The sequence below is a fragment of the Micromonospora sediminicola genome (genome assembly GCF_900089585.1).
In the GTDB taxonomy this organism is placed as follows: Bacteria; Actinomycetota; Actinomycetes; order Mycobacteriales; family Micromonosporaceae; genus Micromonospora; species Micromonospora sediminicola.
The window spans coordinates 2,075,614-2,092,336 of the sequence record NZ_FLRH01000003.1 but is presented as its reverse complement, the minus strand read 5'-3'; the positions used below and the strand labels follow the sequence as shown (position 1 = coordinate 2,092,336).

The 16,723-nt window shown below is 72.3% G+C and carries 16 protein-coding genes and 1 other RNA gene; 3 read left to right on the top strand and 14 right to left on the bottom strand.

Annotated elements, in window-relative coordinates:
- Positions 1 to 42: 42 nt before the first annotated feature.
- Together GA0070622_RS10510 and rnpB are read right to left on the bottom strand one after the other, a co-directional pair.
- On the bottom strand, positions 43 to 885 hold the full coding sequence (locus GA0070622_RS10510) for a hypothetical protein (RefSeq protein ID WP_141684545.1): 843 nt from the start codon (positions 883 to 885) through the stop codon (positions 43 to 45).
- 609 nt (positions 886 to 1,494) lie between these two features.
- An RNA gene (rnpB, locus tag GA0070622_RS10505) (RNase P RNA component class A) lies at positions 1,495 to 1,903 on the bottom strand.
- Between the two features lie 196 nt (positions 1,904 to 2,099).
- Between rnpB and GA0070622_RS10500 the strand changes: the two genes are divergently transcribed.
- Complete coding sequence (locus tag GA0070622_RS10500; RefSeq protein ID WP_091572773.1) at positions 2,100 to 2,861, top strand: sulfite exporter TauE/SafE family protein; 762 nt, start codon at positions 2,100 to 2,102, stop codon at positions 2,859 to 2,861.
- Positions 2,862 to 2,868: 7 nt separating this feature from the next.
- Here GA0070622_RS10500 and GA0070622_RS10495 read toward each other — a convergent pair whose 3' ends face one another.
- Complete coding sequence (locus tag GA0070622_RS10495) at positions 2,869 to 4,098, bottom strand: MFS transporter (RefSeq protein WP_091572769.1); 1,230 nt, start codon at positions 4,096 to 4,098, stop codon at positions 2,869 to 2,871.
- A gap of 57 nt (positions 4,099 to 4,155) precedes the next feature.
- On the opposite strand from GA0070622_RS10495, the gene GA0070622_RS10490 reads away from it, so the two are divergent.
- Complete coding sequence (locus GA0070622_RS10490) at positions 4,156 to 4,623, top strand: MarR family winged helix-turn-helix transcriptional regulator (RefSeq protein ID WP_091572765.1); 468 nt, start codon at positions 4,156 to 4,158, stop codon at positions 4,621 to 4,623.
- A 59-nt stretch (positions 4,624 to 4,682) separates the two neighbouring features.
- Here the strand turns inward: GA0070622_RS10490 and mctP are convergent, their stop codons facing one another.
- The 7 genes from mctP to GA0070622_RS10455 form a co-directional block, all read right to left on the bottom strand.
- Positions 4,683 to 6,338, bottom strand: coding sequence for a monocarboxylate uptake permease MctP (gene mctP / locus GA0070622_RS10485; protein ID WP_091572762.1), 1,656 nt, complete (start codon positions 6,336 to 6,338; stop codon positions 4,683 to 4,685).
- A complete protein-coding gene (locus GA0070622_RS10480) occupies positions 6,338 to 6,583 on the bottom strand; it encodes a DUF3311 domain-containing protein (RefSeq protein WP_091572757.1) in 246 nt (81 codons plus the stop codon). Before GA0070622_RS10480 ends, mctP begins: the two co-directional genes overlap by 1 nt.
- 134 nt (positions 6,584 to 6,717) lie before the next feature.
- Positions 6,718 to 7,866: a bifunctional RNase H/acid phosphatase gene (locus tag GA0070622_RS10475; RefSeq protein ID WP_091572752.1), complete on the bottom strand. Its 1,149-nt coding sequence runs from the start codon at positions 7,864 to 7,866 to the stop codon at positions 6,718 to 6,720.
- A 5-nt stretch (positions 7,867 to 7,871) separates the two neighbouring features.
- A complete protein-coding gene (locus GA0070622_RS10470; RefSeq protein WP_091572749.1) occupies positions 7,872 to 8,609 on the bottom strand; it encodes a zinc ribbon domain-containing protein in 738 nt (245 codons plus the stop codon).
- Positions 8,606 to 9,472 carry a Nif3-like dinuclear metal center hexameric protein gene (locus GA0070622_RS10465; RefSeq protein ID WP_091572744.1) on the bottom strand — a complete coding sequence of 289 codons (867 nt, stop codon included), beginning with the start codon at positions 9,470 to 9,472 and terminating at the stop codon, positions 8,606 to 8,608. Before GA0070622_RS10465 ends, GA0070622_RS10470 begins: the two co-directional genes overlap by 4 nt.
- Positions 9,473 to 9,561: 89 nt before the next feature.
- Positions 9,562 to 10,143, bottom strand: coding sequence for a flavoprotein (locus GA0070622_RS10460; RefSeq protein WP_091572740.1), 582 nt, complete (start codon positions 10,141 to 10,143; stop codon positions 9,562 to 9,564).
- Between the two features lie 16 nt (positions 10,144 to 10,159).
- On the bottom strand, positions 10,160 to 11,389 hold the full coding sequence (locus tag GA0070622_RS10455; RefSeq protein ID WP_091572735.1) for a helix-turn-helix domain-containing protein: 1,230 nt from the start codon (positions 11,387 to 11,389) through the stop codon (positions 10,160 to 10,162).
- A gap of 217 nt (positions 11,390 to 11,606) precedes the next feature.
- Here GA0070622_RS10455 and GA0070622_RS10450 point away from each other — a divergent pair, with 217 nt between their 5' ends.
- Entirely contained in the window at positions 11,607 to 12,278 is a 672-nt protein-coding gene (locus GA0070622_RS10450) for a bifunctional DNA primase/polymerase (protein WP_091572730.1), read from the top strand.
- Between the two features lie 264 nt (positions 12,279 to 12,542).
- Here GA0070622_RS10450 and GA0070622_RS10440 read toward each other — a convergent pair whose 3' ends face one another.
- The 4 genes from GA0070622_RS10440 to GA0070622_RS10425 are packed head-to-tail and all read right to left on the bottom strand — an operon-like array spanning position 12,543 to position 16,711.
- Positions 12,543 to 13,268, bottom strand: coding sequence for an FAD:protein FMN transferase (locus GA0070622_RS10440; RefSeq protein WP_091577119.1), 726 nt, complete (start codon positions 13,266 to 13,268; stop codon positions 12,543 to 12,545).
- A gap of 46 nt (positions 13,269 to 13,314) precedes the next feature.
- On the bottom strand, positions 13,315 to 13,911 hold the full coding sequence (locus GA0070622_RS10435) for an FMN-binding protein (protein ID WP_091572726.1): 597 nt from the start codon (positions 13,909 to 13,911) through the stop codon (positions 13,315 to 13,317).
- A 14-nt stretch (positions 13,912 to 13,925) separates the two neighbouring features.
- Complete coding sequence (locus GA0070622_RS10430; RefSeq protein ID WP_091572721.1) at positions 13,926 to 15,341, bottom strand: ferredoxin reductase family protein; 1,416 nt, start codon at positions 15,339 to 15,341, stop codon at positions 13,926 to 13,928.
- On the bottom strand, positions 15,338 to 16,711 hold the full coding sequence (locus GA0070622_RS10425) for a DUF1501 domain-containing protein (RefSeq protein ID WP_245666580.1): 1,374 nt from the start codon (positions 16,709 to 16,711) through the stop codon (positions 15,338 to 15,340). Before GA0070622_RS10425 ends, GA0070622_RS10430 begins: the two co-directional genes overlap by 4 nt.
- Positions 16,712 to 16,723: the final 12 nt, after the last annotated feature.

Here is a 16,723-nt window from a genome sequence, read left to right as displayed (position 1 = left end):
TTTTACAGAAAAGAGGGACACCGCTTAGGCGGTGTCCCTCTTTTATAGATGACCTCGCTCTTTCAATGCAGCTCGGATCTCGACGTCCTTGAATTGCAATGGAAAGTAGTTAAAGTTGCTAATGCCGCGAGCAAGCCTCATCCGCTTATCAGGCGTCGTCGGTCGATTTGCGTGAGCCTCATAGTCCTCCAGAAGGCGCTCAAGCCACATCTCCCTAGGGCAACAGGTAGCAAGACCGCCGTTAACGGCACGAGCAATTTTCTTCGTGACGGCGAGAGTTGCGACCGTCTCTGAGTAGCCCAACCGCACGCGATCTAGCTTGGCGAAGGTCGGCGGAGACTGCGTAGTCATTTTTGTCCAGGCGGTGGCTGCCAACGGCGAAATCTCAGACGACGCCTTAGCCAACTCCTCGCTAGCGGTGCCACCCCTGTGAATTACGCAGTTCCGCATTAGCCTGATTAGGTCATACAGCTCGATTGACTCAACGGGCAGGGCGGTCGATGAGTGGGTTTCGAAGAGCGCGTGGACCGTCGCCGCCTTGGCGTCCCTCGCCTGCCGCCGCCTGATTAGTCCTGCATCGCTAAGTAGGAAAAGGCACTCCTTAAGGTAATCCTCATGGATGGCGAGCAGGTATGGCACTGCCATCAGGCCCAGGTGATGCTCTGCGTCTTCGAGGATGTCCGTTGCCACTTGGCTTTTCAGATTGAAGCTACGAATATGATCGACTCTTGGAAAGATTTCGGACAAGGTCTTATTCGAGCCTGCGGTGAGGGAGAGTAGATGACCCGCGAGCTTTGATCCTGCCAAGAGCGCCATGATAGAACTGTTCGCCGCTTGACGCTTTTGCAGGTAATCGCGATACTCCGCATACTTGACTTCAACCACTCGGCCTACTTCGTTAGAGCGATCCCGGAAGTAGTTAATGTATCGGCATGTGCCGCTGAAGTAAATTGCCGAATTAGCCTGTATTGGATCAAGGCACCGCGCTCCGCGCGGTGCGGGGCGGCAAGCCCGGCCGGCGGCAAGCCGCCCCGGCGCCGTAGGCGGCCGGGGCGGTGAGCCACCGACAGCCGCCGGGACACCGCCCCCTCGGGTGAAGGAACCAGTCTCAGCGAGGCCGTGACGGAAGCCGGCAGCGCGATCTAACCAAGTGGTCGGGGCTTCCGGCTGCCGCGCCAGTCCAACCCCGGGACTGGCTTGCCACCGAGTCACCGGGTCACGGCGCCAGCTCCACGCCAGGACGTGAACGGCTCTCCCCCACCGCCGCCGGCCCCCGACTCCGGAACAACCGAAGCACCGGCCCGGAGAGGCCCTACGGCGGCACAGTCAGCCAGGCCGAGACGAGGTCAACTGAGCCACCGCTCAGGGCGTCTCCAGGGCGTCAGGGCGTCGTCAGGGCGTCAAACGCCAGCCAAAGTTGACCAACGACGACCATCGACGCCCGGACATAGAACCAGCTCGGAGCCTTGATCAGGTCTCTGAGCTGGTGGGCGACGGACGAGTCGACCTGTACGCCGGATTCTGTGCCCGGCGCGTCCGAGAACGCGCCGGCGGCGGCCATCCATCTAGGCCTGCCGTCGCCGGCAGGCTCCAGCGGCCTACCCGCAGACATCGGACGGGCAGCCCTCAAGCGTCTGCGCGGGTCGTCATCTTGCGGTGACGGCCCTTTCTTGGCCTTGCTCCGGGTGGGGTTTACCGAGCCACCCCGGTCACCCGGGGTGCTGGTGGGCTCTTACCCCACCGTTTCACCCTTACCGTCCCGTGACGGGCCGGCGGTCTGTTTTCTGTGGCACTGTCCCGCGGGTCACCCCGGGTTGCCGTTAGCAACCACCCTGCCCTGTGGAGTCCGGACGTTCCTCGGCGACGGGCCGGAGCCCGTCGACGCGACCGCCCGGTCGACTCGTCCGTCGCGCTCTCATCCTAACGACGCACCCGTCACGCGCATTTCCGACCCGGGCGCGACGGCGGACCGCGAGTTCGCCGAGGTGGCGACAGCGCGGGGCCGGGGACCCAGCCGCGGGACCCGGCCGGGACCCTGGCGCAACCCGAGCCCGAACCAGGCAGGCGACCCGGCCCGGGGCGTACTAGCCTCGGAGATCATGGATCTCTCCGACGCCGCGCTGCTGCTCGCCGCCGGCCTCGCCGCGGGCACGGTGAACGCGGTCGCCGGCGGCGGCTCGCTGATCACGTTCCCGGCGCTGATCGCGAGCGGCCTGCCGCCGGTGCCGGCCAACGTCACCAACTCCGTGTCCGTCTTCCCGGGCTACCTGGCCAGCGTGGCGGGCAGCCGGGCGGACCTGCCGCGCGGGCGGGCCCTGTGGTCGCTGCTGCCGACCGCCGCGGTGGGCACGGTGGTCGGTTGCGTGCTGCTGCTGGCCACCCCGGCCCGCGCGTTCGAGCTGGTGGTGCCGTTCCTGGTGCTGGGCGCGACGGCGGTGCTGGCGTTCCAGGACCCGCTGCGCCGGCTGGTGGGTCATCCGGCGCAGCTGAGCCCGCGCCGCCGTACGGTCACCGTGCAGGTCATGGTCGCGGTCGGCGCGGTGTACGGCGGCTACTTCGGCGCGGCGCTCGGGGTGATGCTGGTGGCCGGGTTGGCCCTGGTGCTGGACGCCACGCTGGCCCGGGTGACGGCGGTGAAGAACCTGCTGTCGGCCGTGGTGGGGCTGACCACGCTGGTGGTGTTCGCCCTGTTCGGCCCGGTGAACTGGGTGGCCGTCGCGGTGGTCGCGCCGGCCACCCTGGTCGGGGGGTACGTGGGCGCCCGGCTGGCCCGCCGGCTTCCGGCGGTGGTGCTGAAGACGGTCATCGTGCTGTTCGGCACGACCATCGGCCTCTACCTGCTGTGGCGCGCGCTGACCTGACGGTCGGTCAGTACGCCTCCCCCACCGGCTCCTCCGGGGCGTGCTCGGCGGTGCGGGCGGCCCGGTTCCACACCACCCGCTCGCCGTAGCCGGCGGCCATCAGGTGGCCGAAGCCGAGGTAGACCAGCACGCCGACGGCGAGCACCCCGAAGCCGACCCAGAACGGCAGCGCCAGGCCGTGTTCGGCCAGCTTGCCGGAGATGATCGGGGCGGGCGCGGCGGCGCCCCAGCGGACCAGGTTGAACGCGCCGGTGGCGATGCGGCGGTCGGCGGAGCCGAGGCCGAGCGCCAGGTCGGTGAGGTTGGCGTTGGCCAGGCCCATGAACAGGCCGGCGACGACCAGGACGACGAGCGACATGGCGGTGCCGGTGGAGGTGGCGAACAGCACCATGCAGGCCAGCAGGCCGACGATGGCCACACCGACGGTTTGCACCGCGCCGATGCGGTGGGCCAGCCGGTGCCCGATCAGCAGGATGCCGGCGGCGAGGCCGAGGCCCCAGCCGGTGAACGCCAGGCCCAGCGGGATGACGTCGAGGCGCAGGAACAGCGGCGTGTAGCCGAGCACCACGAAGAAGACGAAGTTGTACGCGGCGGTGACCACGCAGAGCGTGATGAACGCCGGCCGGCGGTAGGTGGCGAAGATCTGGCCCACGCGTACCGGAGCCTGCTTGTTCGTGGGTTCGCGGAGCTTGCGGGCGGCGACGCCGAGCGCGAGCACCATGAACACGCCGCAGACGAAGAACGGCAGCCGCCAGCTCACCTCGCCGAGCAGGCCGCCGATGAGCGGGCCGACGGCGAAGCCGAGGCCGAGCGCGGTCTCGAAGAGGCCGACCACCCACTCCCAGTCGTTGGCGAGGTTGACCAGCACCACCATGGCGGTGGCGGTGGCGAAGAACATCGCGTTGCCCAGGCCCCAGACGCCGCGCAGCACGGAGAGCTGGACGATGTCGTTGCTGAACGAGGCGAGAATGGCGGCCAGGCCGACCACCGAGACGCCGGTGATCAGCACCGGTTTGAAGCCGAACTTTCCGCTGGCCAGGGTGGCCGGGATCATGCCGACGGCCATGACCGCGATGTACGCGGTGAAGAGCAGCTCGACCTGCCAGGCGGTGACGCCGATCGCCTCGCCGATGGCGGGCAGGATCGGGTCCACCACGGCGATGCCGGCGATGGCGAGGAACGCCACGAGCGTGGTGGCGTAGATGGCACTGCGGTTGGGCTCGGATCGGCGATCCACTCCGCAACCTCCCCAGATAGCTGTATCGTACAGGTAATTTTCTTGTATCATACAGCTATGAGCGACGACGCCCACGCGAAAGAGGTCACACTCGGCCGGATCGAAACCGAGGTCGCGCTGCTGATGCGACTGGGCGAGGCGACCCGGCGGGGCACCGGCACCATGGAGCACCGGCTGCTCGACCGCGCCGCGTACGTGATCCTGCGCCACCTCGACCAGGCCGGGCCGCAGAACGTCTCGGCGCTGGCCGCCCGGCTCAACCTGGACGGGTCCACGGTCACCCGGCAGGTCTCCGCGCTCCAGCGCGACGGCCTGATCGCGCGTACCCCCGACCCGGCCGACGGGCGCGGCACGGTGATCTCCGCGACGGCGGCCGGGCTCCAGCGGATGGCGGCCGTGCGGGCCGCCCGCACCCGGCTCTACGGCGAGATGCTGGCCTCCTGGTCCGAGGCGGACCGGGACACCCTGGCGGAGCTGCTGCACCGCCTCAACGAGGCGCTCGACGCGCGAAACCGCCGCCGCTGAGGCGGTTGTTAAGAGGGGCCCCCTCCTCTACGGAATGCGTTAAGAGAGGGCCCCTCCTTTCATGCGACCGGCTCGCGCGCGGAGTCGGCGCTGTCGGCGGAGGTGGTGACCCGCGGGTCCCCCTCGTCGGCGAAGTAGTCGTCCGGCGTGGTGCCGTCCGGCCCGTCGGCCACCTTCGCCGCCCGCAGCACCAGCGTGCCCAGCGCGGCCACCACCAGGTTCACCAGCACCGCCACGATCCCCACGTAGATCGTCTTCTTGGTGTCGAAGCCGAACTCGGAGAGCGGGAACGCCGACCCGGCGAAGTGCTTCTTCCCGGTCGCCGGGTTGCCGATCTGGTAGAGCATCCACATGCCCAGGCCCATGCCGGCCACCCAGCCGGCGATCAGCGCGCCCCGGTGGAACCAGCGGGTGTAGAGGCCGAGCGCCACCGCCGGCAGCGTCTGCAGGATGATCACGCCGCCGATGAGCTGGAGGTCGATGGAGAACTGCGGGTCGAGGAAGACGATGCAGGCCACCGCGCCGACCTTCACCACCAGCGAGGTGATCTTCGAGACGTTGGCCTCCTGGGCCGGCGTCGCGTCCCGCTTCAGGTACTCCTTGTAGATGTTGCGGGTGAACAGGTTCGCTGCCGCGATCGACATGATCGCCGCCGGCACCAGCGCGCCGATGCCGATGGCCGCGTACGCCACACCGGCGAACCAGTCCGGGAACTGCTGGTCGAACAGCAGCGGCACCACCGTGTTGCCGTCGACGCTGCCCTCCTTCGCGCCGGGCAACGGCTTCACGTTCGCCGCGATGGCCATGTAGCCGAGCAGCGCGATCAGCCCGAGCAACAGGCTGTACGCCGGCAGCGCGGACATGTTCCGCTTGATCACGTCCCGGTTCCGGCTGGCCAGCACGCCGGTGATGCTGTGCGGGTAGAGGAAGAGCGCCAGCGCCGAGCCGAACGCCAGCGTCACGTACTGGAGCTGATTGTTGGCGTTGAGCAGGATGCCGTCGTTGGGATTGTTGGCCGTGCCCTGGAACTTGGCGTCCGCGGCGTCGAAGATGCTGCCCCACCCGCCCAGCTTGTAGGGCAGGTAGACGACCGCCACCAGGATCACCACGTAGATCAGCGAGTCCTTGACGAAGGCGATCAGCGCCGGCGCGCGCAGCCCGGACTGGTAGGTGTAGGCGGCCAGGATGGCGAACGCAATGATGATCGGCAGGTGCCGGGCCAGCGCGCTGTCGCCGGTGACGCCCATGGTCTTGAGCACCGCCTCGATGCCGACCAGCTGCAGCGCGATGTACGGCATGGTGGCGACGATGCCGGTGATCGCCACCAGCAGCGCCAGGATCGGCGAGCCGAACCGGTTGCGCACGAAGTCGGCCGGGGTGACGAAGCCGTGCCGGTGCGAGACCGACCAGAGCCGGCAGAGCACCAGGAACACCAGCGGATAGATCACGATCGTGTACGGCACGGCGAAGAAGCCGGCCGCGCCCGCCCCGAAGATCAGCGCCGGCACCGCCACGAACGTGTACGCGGTGTAGAGGTCACCGCCGACCAGGAACCAGGTGATCCAGCCGCCGAAGCTGCGCCCGCCCAGACCCCACTCGTCGAGGTGGGCCATGTCCTGCGGTCGCCGCCACCGGGCCGCCACGAAACCCATGGCGCTGACCAGGAGGAACAGCAGCGAGAAGACGATGATCTCGGTGAGGTGGTCGCGCCACATCAGCGGTCACCCCGCTTCTTCTTGGTCATCTGGTAGACCAGCGTGGTGGTGCCGACGCCCAGCAGGATCCAGGCCAGTTGCAGCCAGTAGAAGCGCGGGAACCCGAACAGCCGGGGCGAGTCCGCGTTGAAGAAGGCCGGGATCAGCGGCACCACGATCGGGATGAAGAGCAACCAGTTCCAGGGACTCTTGTCCTTCGCCCTGGATCGCGCCGTGTCCAGCGCCTCCGGTTCCGGTGTGGCCATGTGACACCCTCCGGGCAGTCGTAGCGGGCCATGTGACGGCCGGAGGCTACGACCCTGTGAGCGCGGTCACGTTCGACAGACCGACGCCGATGCGCCGAGCGGCCGCCGGCGTGCGCCGAACGGCCGCCCGGGGCTCAGAGGTTCCGCAGGTGCGCGGTGTCGTTGACGAGGCGGACCGCGACGCCGCCGTCCGGGTACAGGTCGAGGACCGAGACGCCCGCGGTGTCCAGGTAGAGCCGGTGCAGGAACGCGTCGCCGGCGGCGAGGGCGTCGCGCAGCACCAGCTTGATCGGCGAGACGTGGGAGACGACCACCACGGTCTCCCCCGGGTACGCCGACCGCAGCCGGTCCACCGCGCGCCCGGTCCGCTCGGCGACGGTGGTGAACGACTCGCCCTGCGGCGGAGCGACCCGGGTCGAGGCGAGCCACGCGTCCAGTTCGCCCGGCCAGCCCTGGCGCACCTCGGCGAACGTGCGTCCCTCCCAGATCCCGAAGTCGCACTCGATCAGGTCGTCGTCGGTGCGTACCGGTGGGTCGCCGATCCGCGCGGCGACCGCCTCGGCGGTGGCCACGCACCGGGACAGCGGCGAGCTGACCACGGCCGCGACGGACGGCGCCAGCTCGGCCACCCGGGCGGCGGTGGCCGCGGCCTGCGCCCGCCCGCGCTCGGTCAGCGGCACGTCGCCCCGGCCGGAGTAGCGCTTCTGCACGGTGCGCTCGGTCTCCCCGTGCCGCACCAGGATCAGCCGGGTGCCCTCCTCGGTCGCGCGGGGCTCCCACGAGGCCGGGGTGGTGGCCGGGTCGGTGCCGGTGGCCCGGGCCACCGTCGCCGCGGGCGGCGGCGTCGCCGCGGCCTCGGCCGGCGCGCCGGCGGCCGCCGCGTCCATCGCCGCGTTGGCCAGGGCGTCGGCGTGCCGGTTGCGCTCGCGGGGCACCCAGACGAAGCGTACGGCGGCGAACCGGCCGACCAGCCCGGCGGCCTGGGCCGCGAGCGGGCGCAGCCCGGGGTGCTTGATCTGCCAGCGGCCGCACATCTGCTCGACCACCAGCTTGGAGTCCATCCGCGCCTCGACCTCGACCGCGCCCAGCTCGGCGGCGGCCTCCAGCCCGGCGATCAGGCCCCGGTACTCGGCCACGTTGTTCGTCGCCGTGCCGATCGACGCCGACCGCTCGGCCAGCACCTCGCCGGTCTCCGGGTCCCGGACCACCGCGCCGTAGCCGGCCGGCCCCGGGTTGCCCCGGGAGCCGCCGTCGGCCTCGATGACCACCGCGCGCACCGCCACGGCGACTACAGCCCCGACTCGTTCGTCCGGACCATGATCCGGCGGCACTCCTCGCAGCGGACCACGTCGTCCGGGTCGGCCTTGCGGATGCGGGCCAGGTCGGCGCCGGAGAGCTCCAGCCGGCAGCCGCCGCAGCGGCCCCCGGTGAGCAGCGCCGCGCCCAGCCCGGTGTCCGCGCGGATCTTGTCGTAGAGGGTGACCAGGTCCGCCGGCAGGTCACCGGCGAGCGGCTGGCGGGAGGTGCGCTTGAACTCCTCCTCCTTGGCGATCTCGGCCAGCGCGTCGTCGCGGCGCTGCTCGGCCGCGGCCCGGCGCTCCCGGGCGTCGGCGATCCGCCCCTCGATGCCGTCGAGCACGCCCTGCGCGGTCTCCCGCTGCTCCATCAGCTCCAGCTCGGCGTCCTCCAGGTCGCTCTGCCGGCGGTTGAGCGAGACCAGCTCGTGCTGGAGCGCCTCCAGCTCCCGGGCCGGGCCGCTGCCCGAGGCCAGCCGGGCCTCGTCCTTGCTCTTGCGCGCCCGCACCTGGTCGACGTCCTTCTCCAGCCGGGCGATGTCCCGGTCCAGGTCGTCGACGGCCACCTGGGCGCGGACCCGCTCGTCCTCCAGCGCGGACAGCTCCCGCGCGAGCGCCTCCAGCTCGGCCCGCTCCGGCAGGCTCCGGCGGCGGTGCGCGAGCTGGGCCAGGGTGGTGTCGATCGCCTGCAGGTCGAGCAGGCGACGCTGCACCTTCGGGTCAGCCTTCACGGTCGGGGCTCCTTGTCGTCCGGTCGGGGCGCGGCGGCGTGCACGGTCCACGGGTCGGTGTCCAGGTCGGACACCACGGCCTCGACGCCCAGCTCGTCCCGCAGGTGGGCGGCCAGGTCGTCCAGCCAGGGTCGTTCGGTCGCCCAGTGGGCGGCGTCCAGCAGGGCCGGGCCGCCGGCGGCGAGGTGCTCGCCGGCCGGATGGTGGCGCAGGTCCGCGGTGAGGAACGCGTCCACCCCGGCCGCGGTCGCCTCGGCGAGGAAGCTGTCCCCCGAGCCACCGCTGACGGCGAGGGTACGAACCATACGCCCGGGATCGCCCGCGGCGCGAACGCCCCAGGCGGTGACCGGGAGCACGTCGGCGGCCCGCCGGGTCAGCTCGGCGAGCGTCGTCGGGGCGGGCAGCTCGCCGATGCGGCCGATGCCCCGGCCGGGCCCGTCGGCGGGCGAACCGGGGCGGGGCGGGTGCAGCGGGCGCAGCCCGGTCAGCCCGAACCGGGCGGCCAGGGCGTCGGACACCCCGGGGGCGGCCACGTCGGCGTTGGTGTGCGCCACGTACAGGGCGACGTCGGCCTTGATCAACCGGTGCACGATCCGGCCCTTGTACGTGGTCGCGGCCACCGACGAGACGCCGCGCAGCAGCAGCGGGTGGTGCGCGACGATCATGTCGGCGCCGGCGGCGAGCGCCTCGTCGACCGTCTCCGGGACCACGTCGACCACGCAGGCGACACGGCGCACCGGGTGGTCGGGCTCGCCCAGCACCAGGCCGACCCGGTCCCACTCCTCGGCCCAGGCCGGCGGGTAGCGGCGGTCCAGGGCGGCCACCACGTCGGCGACGCTGGGTGGCGATCCGGTTGTGCTCACGGCGGGCCAGCTTACCGGCGTCCGGCCGGGGACACGCCCACCGCGGTGGCGCGGGGCCGTCGGACGTCGACGGGCCCCGCGCCCACCCGTCAGCCGACCGGGGCGACCGGCCGCGCCGCGCCGGCCAGGGCGGCCAGGCCCGCGTCCCAGGGGAAGGCGTCCAGGTGCCGCTCACCGGTCCCCGGCGGGTGCAGGCGGACGACGTGGTCGCCGAAGACCACCCGCACGCCCCACTCGCCGAGGCGGGCCAGGCTCGCCCGGAACGCCGGGTGCCCGGCCATCGCCTCGTTGGTGTACGGGACGGCCGCGATCGGCACGCCGAGGCCCTGCGCCTCGACCAGCAGGCCGAGCGCCAGCGTGTCGGTGATGCCCACCGCCCACTTGTTGACCGTGTTGACCGTCGCCGGACAGACCAGGATCGCGTCGGCTGGGGGCAGCACGTCCGGGTCGCCCGGGTTCTTGTAGTGCGTCCGGACCGGGTGGCCGGTCTGCCGGGCCAGCGCCGTCCGGTCGACGAACTTCGCGCCGTCCGGCGTGGTGACCACACAGACCGTCCAGCCGTCGGACTGGGCGAGGTCGACCAGCCGGCCGACGTGACGGGCCAGCGGCGAGCCGCAGGCGATGACGTAGAGCACCCGGCGGTGCCCGTTGCTGGTGTGCGGACCGCTCATCCGACCCGACCCGCGCTCATACTCCTACTCCCATGTGCTCAGCCAACTCCGCGATGGGCGGAGGCGGCGCACCCCGTGTGCGACGGAGCACGTCCGACATCACCTCGTGGGCGATGGGCCGGCAACGGATCTCGGAGGGCGCGAGCCGGTCGCCCCGCAGCAGCATGTCGCCGGCGTTGGCGACGTCGCCGATCTGGGCGTAGCCCCGGGCCAGGTCGAGCAGGTGGTGCGCGCGCCGCTCGGGCAGCAGCGCGTTGAACGCGGGCTCGGCCAGCCGGTGGTGCGTCTCCACGGCCCGGCCGCCGTCGCCCAGCTCGACGGCCGCGGCGGCCCGGTGCAGCTCCAGGTTGGTCGGGCCGAACGACGTCCAGTAGTGGTTGTGGTCGGCGCCGAGCAGGGTGGCCGCCTCCCCCGCGCCGGTGAGCAGGTCGTCGACCGTCGCCGAGTCGCCGATCCGGGCAGCGGCCATCGCGCCCTGGAGCAGCAGCATGCCGTAGACGGACAGGCGTTCGGGCCGGACGTCGTTGTCGCCGCCGGGGGCGAGCCGGTTGGCGATCCGCACGTTGAGCTCGAGCGCCGGGCGGGGGCGGCCCATCGCGACGAGGGCGTTGCAGACCCGGGTGGTGGCGATGCCGGCGAGCAGCGGGTCGTCGGCCCGCTGGGCCACCGCCATGGACCGGTCGGCGGCCAGCCAGGCCAGGTCGCACTCGCCGAGCTTGCGCAGCACCGAGGAGGCGATCTGGTAGACCTGCCCGAGCAGGTGGGCGGCCTCCCGGGCCTGGTCGTCGCCGCCATAGCCGGCGTCGGCCGCCTGGGCGTCGCGCAGCAGCTTGGGCAGCGCGCGGGTGAGCATGCCGTAGCGGCCGTACTGGTAGGTGAGCCAGGCGTGGTTGACCGCCTTGTGCATGTCGGCCAGCGGCGGCGGGTAGGGCGCGGCGTCGAAGTAGGCGCTCATCGAGTCGTACCGCTCCAGGGCGGTGCGGATCTCCTCGACCTCGACCTGGTCGATGCAGTTGAGCGCGTCGGTGCGCCGCTCCGGGTCCTTGCCGTGCAGCAGTTGCACGTCGATCTGGAGAATGTCGGCGATCTCGTAGAGGACCGAGAACTTGTCCAGCCGGCGGACGCCGCGCTCCACCTTGTCCACCCAGCTCTTGGACTTGCCGAGCCGGTCGGCGAAGACCTGCTGGGACATCTTGCGGCGACTCCGCCAGTACGCCACCCGCCGGCCTATGGGTAGTTCGTCCATCCCTGCTCCCTCCCCCTCACGGCGCCGGCCGGTCCCCCCACGTCCATCAGGTTTGCCCTGGTCGCACAGGTTGTGCGTCAGCCGTCCAGCCAATTCTCGTAGTTTTCGTGCAAGTTGCACCGGCCGTTCGTCAGCTCAACGAACGTGGGTTACGGCAGTGACGGCTTTCGACGTGTGGCATGTGGACGGTTCGGCGGGGCGAGAGGGGATGGCACACATGTGGGGGAACGTCCGACCGCGCGTCGCTCACCTGTCGCCGCTGGAGCGGGTCCGGCTGCGCCGGGTCGCCGTCCGGTACGCGCTGCACGGTTGGCCGGTCACCCCGGGCGCCTGCCTGGCCAACAGCCGCTTCGTCTGCGGGCGGGCCGGCTGTCCCACGGTGGGCTGCCACCCCGCCCTGGAGGACTGGGAGCGCGCGGCCAGCGCCGACCCGGCCCGGGTGGCCACCTGGTGGCGGGACCGCCCGCACGGGGTGCTGCTGCCCACCGGACACGCGTTCGACGTGCTGGAGGTCGCCGCCCACCTCGGCCGGCGGGTGCTGGACACGGTCGCCACCCACCCGGCCGGTCTCGGCGTACGAGGGCCGGTGCTGGTCACCCCGACCGGCCGCTGGATGTTCCTGGTCCGCCCCGGCGACCCGCTCCGGCCGGAGCTGGAACACTGCTTCCACGTGGTGCGGCACGGCCCCGGCTCGTGGATCCCGGCGCCGCCGACCCGGCTGCCGGAGGGGACCGTGCGCTGGGCGGTCGCGCCGGAGCAGGCCCGGTGGCAGCTCCCCGACTCCTACCTGGTGCAGAACGCGCTGATCGCCGCGTTACGGGCCGCCGGGGTGACGCTCACCCCGGACCTGCTCCCCGGCCACCTCCCCCTGCCTCGCCGAGGCCGCTGAGCCGGGACAACTGCCCGACAGCGACCTCCCCGGCACCGCACTCGTTGAGCCTGCCGAGGGCGCGCACGCGCCAGAGCGGGGGTTTGACGATGTCCAGGGACGACGCGGCCCGCCACACCGGCGGCACCGAGCCACCGCGGCACCGCCGCCGCCCCCACCCGTGGGGCTTCACCCGCCCCCGAGGCGCCCGCCCCGGCCGCCCCCGACCGCCGGGCTCCCGCCCCGCCATCCTCCACCGCCCCCTCCGCTGAGCCCCCGTCCCCGTCAGGGGGTCACCGGGAGGGTGCGGGAGTGGAGGAGGCGGGCGGTGTCGGTGACAACGGCGTGCTGCCAGGGGGTCGGTAGGCGGTCCAGCCAGGCGATGCCGGGTTCACCCATGGCGACGGCGGCGGTGGCGTAGGCGTCCGCCAGCCCCAGGTCCGGGCCGACCACGGTGACCGAGCGCAGTCCGACCGCGGGCGTCCCCCGGCGCGGGTCGACCACGTGGTGACCGCGCTCGTAGACCCCGGACGTGGCGACCGCGAGGTCGGTGCCGGTCAGCACCAGGCAGGTCGCCGCCGGGTCCCAGGGATGCCGCACGCCGATCCGCCACGGCTCACCGGTGGCCGTGTGGCCGCGTACCCGCACGTCGCCGCCGGCGTTCACGCAGTGGTTCGGGGCGCCGGCGGCCAGCAGCCGGTCCGACGCCACCTGCGCCGCCCAGCCCTTGACGTAGCCGGACGGGTCCAGCCGCCCGGTCGCGTACGCGTCGAAGAAGCCGTCAGTGGCGGACCACAGGTCGGCGCAGCACTCGAGCACGGCCCGCAGGTGGTCGGAGGCGTCGGCCAACGCCAACTCGCCCCGGTCCAGCCGGCACACCTCGCTGTCGTCCCGGTAGGTGCTGAACCGCGCGTCCACCTCGCGCAGCCAGTCGAACGTGTCCTCGGCCAACTCGTGCAGGACGGCGGCGGGCAGTTCGTCGGCCAGGTCGAGGCTGATCGCCGTACCCATGATCTGCTCGACCCGGCGCAGCCCGGGCCGACCGGCGGCGGCCAAACTAGGCCTTGTCGATCGCGGACTGGAGCGACTGCTTGTAGGCGGTGCTGGTGTAGGTGGCGCCGGAGACGGTGCTCAGGTTCGCGCTCTGCTTCGCCACCACCTCACCCGAGCTGCCGCTGTAGCGCGCCTGCACGTCGTCGCTGCGCTGACCGGACTGCCCGCCCAGCGGCATGCCGATCGCGGTGGCGTCGACGATCCGGCTGCCGCTCAGCGTGATCTTCACCTGGAGCGAGCCGTACTCGTAGCTGACCGACCGGCCGGTCACCGTGCGGGTGGTGGGCGCGGGCGCCTTGGTGGTGGTCCTCGGCGCGGCCGGGGCGCTGCTGGTCCGGGTGCCGCCCCGGCTGGCCGGCTTCCGGTCGGCGGAGGGCTTGGCGCTGGGCTTCGCCGACGCGCTCGGCGCGGCCGAGGGTGTCACCGCGCCGGGCGCGGTGGGGGTCGGCCCGCCGGGCGCGGGCGAGCCGCCCGGGGCGGCCGGGGCCAGCGCGGCCGGCAGGTCCTGGGAGGCCTGACCGGTGCCCGGGGCGCCCTTGAGCACCACCAGCGCGGTGGTGCCGGCGGCCAGGCCGGTGATCGCGAGGAGCGCGCGACGCATGGGTGGTGCCTCTCTTACAGCTCGAACGCGGTGAGGTGGATCTGGCGGCGGGGCACGCCGGCGGCGCGCAACGCCCTGACGGCCTCGTCGACCAGGCCGCCAGGGCCGCACAGGTAGACGTCGCGCCGGGTCAGGTCGGGCACCAGCCGGCGCAGGCCCTCGGGGTTCATCACCTGCCGGGGGCCGGGGTCGTCGCGGCGGCCGACCACGTACCAGACCGAGGTCTGCCGGGCCTGGGCCAGCCAGTCCAGCTCCCGGTGCAGCAGGACGTCGGCCGGGGTGCGGGCGCGGTAGATCAGCGCCGCGCCGGGCGGCAGTTCCTCCAGCATCGCCCGCAGCGGCGCGATGCCGCTGCCGCCGGCGATGAGCAGGGCCCGCTCGCGGGTGCGGTGCGCGGCGGTGAACGTGCCGGACGGGCCCTCGGCCCACACCCGGGTGCCCGGGGTGAGGTCGCGCAGCTCGGCGGTGTGGCCGCCGACGACCTTCACGGTGAGCCGCAGCCAGCGGCCGTTCGCCGCCGCCGAGACGGAGAACGGGTGCGACTGCCACCAGCAGCCGGGGTTGAGGAACCGCCAGCGGAAATACTGGCCGCCGAGCATGTCGATCTGGTTGAGCCGGTGCCCGGTCAGGTAGATCGAGACGGTGTCCGGGCTCTCCGCCACCACGTCGGCCACCCGCAGCCGGTGCCGCAGGTTGAACACCAGCGGCGCGACCATCCGGCCCCACACCAGCGCGGCCACCACCAGCAGGTACGCGGCGATCCAGCCGGTGCGCACCGGCCCGGGCTCGTAGAGCTGGGCGCCGTTGCTGAACTGGTGCGCGTACCCGAGCAGCAGCGTGAGGTAGCTGGTCAGGTGCAGCACGTACCAGAGCTCGTAGGGCAGCCGGCGGCGTACGCCACGCACCGCGGTGACCCCGACCGCCACCATGACGCCGGCGGCCACGAACGCGGAGACCATGTCCTCGTAGTCGGTCAGCAGCGCGCCGACCTCGCCGAGGACCGAGTTCTTCTCCTGCCGGGCGTAGCCCACCACCAGCAGCGCCATGTGGGTGAGCACCGCCACCAGGAGGGTGGCGCCGAGGTCCCGGTGCAGCCGGGAGATCCGCTCCCCGCCGAGCGTGCGTTCCAGCACGCCGAGCCGGCTCATCATCAGCACCTGCGCCAGCAGCAGGTAGCCGGCGACCAGGCCGGTGACCCGACCGCCGGCGGTGAGCACGTCGGCGGTGTCGGTCAGCGAGCCGGCCGGGGTGTCCAGCCACCACGGCAGGACCGCGGCGGCCAGGCCGAGCCAGAACACCACCGCCAGCGCACGCCGGCCGCCGGGCCCGCGGCGCGGCCGGCCCGGCGGTACGGGAGCAGCCGGACGGCCGCCGTACGGGGCGGAGTGCCCGGTACGGCGGCCGGCGGCGCGGGTGTCCTGATACGTCACGCGTACATCTTGATCGGGGTGAACTTCTGTCGGGGGAAGACCTTGTCCACCTGGGCGGCGGTCAGGCCGAACCGGCCCTGCGCCACCGACCCGTAGACGTTGAACATGTTGTTGTACTCCGGCACGTCGCCGCTGTCCAGCTTGTCCAGGCCGTTCCAGGCGCCGAGCAGCGACCCGGCGAGCTTGCGCCCGGACAGCACGGTGACCACGCCGCCGTGCCCGTGGTCGGTGCCGCCGCCGTTCGAGCCGACCCGGCGGCCGAACTCGCTGGACACCATGATCGTCACGTCCGACGCCCGGTCGCCCAGGTCGGTGAAGAACGCGGCCATGGCGTTGGCCAGCTCGTTGAGCCGACGCCAGAGCTGGCCGCCCTGGCTGGTGCCCTGGTTCTCGTGGGTGTCGTAGCCGCCCATGCCGACGGTGGCCACCCGCACGTTCGCCCCGCCCTTGATGAGCTGGGCGAGCTGCTGGAACGCGTTGCCGACGCCCTCGTACTTGACCCCGGCGGCGGCGGTGTACGGCTTGGCGGCGAGCTTCTGGGCGGTGGCCAGCGCGCCCATCCCCTCGAGGACCGACTCCTCCACCGGGTGGTTGATCCCGGTGAACAGGCCACGGATCGCCTTCTCGGTGGCGGCGCGGTACTTGTCGTCGCCGTTGAGCCGCAGCTCCCCCACGCTGTTGAGGGAGATCGCGCCGTTCACGCCGACCAGCGAGCGGGGCAGCGTGCTGCCGATGCCGACGCTGCGGAACGCGGTGCCCTTGCCGAGCGTGTCGACCAGGCTGTCCAGCCAGCCCCGGCCACCGGTCTCACCGGGCAGGCCGCCCAGGTTGCAGGCGTCGGCGGCCTGGAAGTGGCTGCGCGACAGCCGCGGGTCGGAGACCGCCGGCACGAAGCCGAGCTGGCCGGCCTTGAGCCACTTGTCCAGCGGGGCGAACGCGCTGGTCAGCTTGAAGCCACGGCCCAGGGCCAGCGAGTCGTTGCCGAGCAGCAGGTCGGGCCGGGCCTTGGCGAGCACCGGGTCGTCGGCCGGCGCGACCAGGCTGAGCCCGTCCAGCCCGCCGTAGAGGAAGACGTGGATCAGGGTGCCGGTCTTGGTCGCCGCGAACGACGCCGAGGTGGTGACGAACTGCGCGGTGGCCAGCGCGGTCGCGGTGGCCGCGGCGCCGGCGACGAAGGTACGCCGGGTGACGCCCCGGCCGTCCTGCTGGGCCTCCTCGACCTCCTCCAGGCGGCGGTACCGGTCGGCCTCGGCCGCGTTCTCGGCCGCGACGATGTCGGCCTCGGCGCGCAGCAGCGCCTCGGCCGGGTTGTCGGCCAGCCGCCGCAGGTCGGGGCATTCGGGGTGCAGGGGGTACGGGTTCACGGTCATCTCCATCGAATG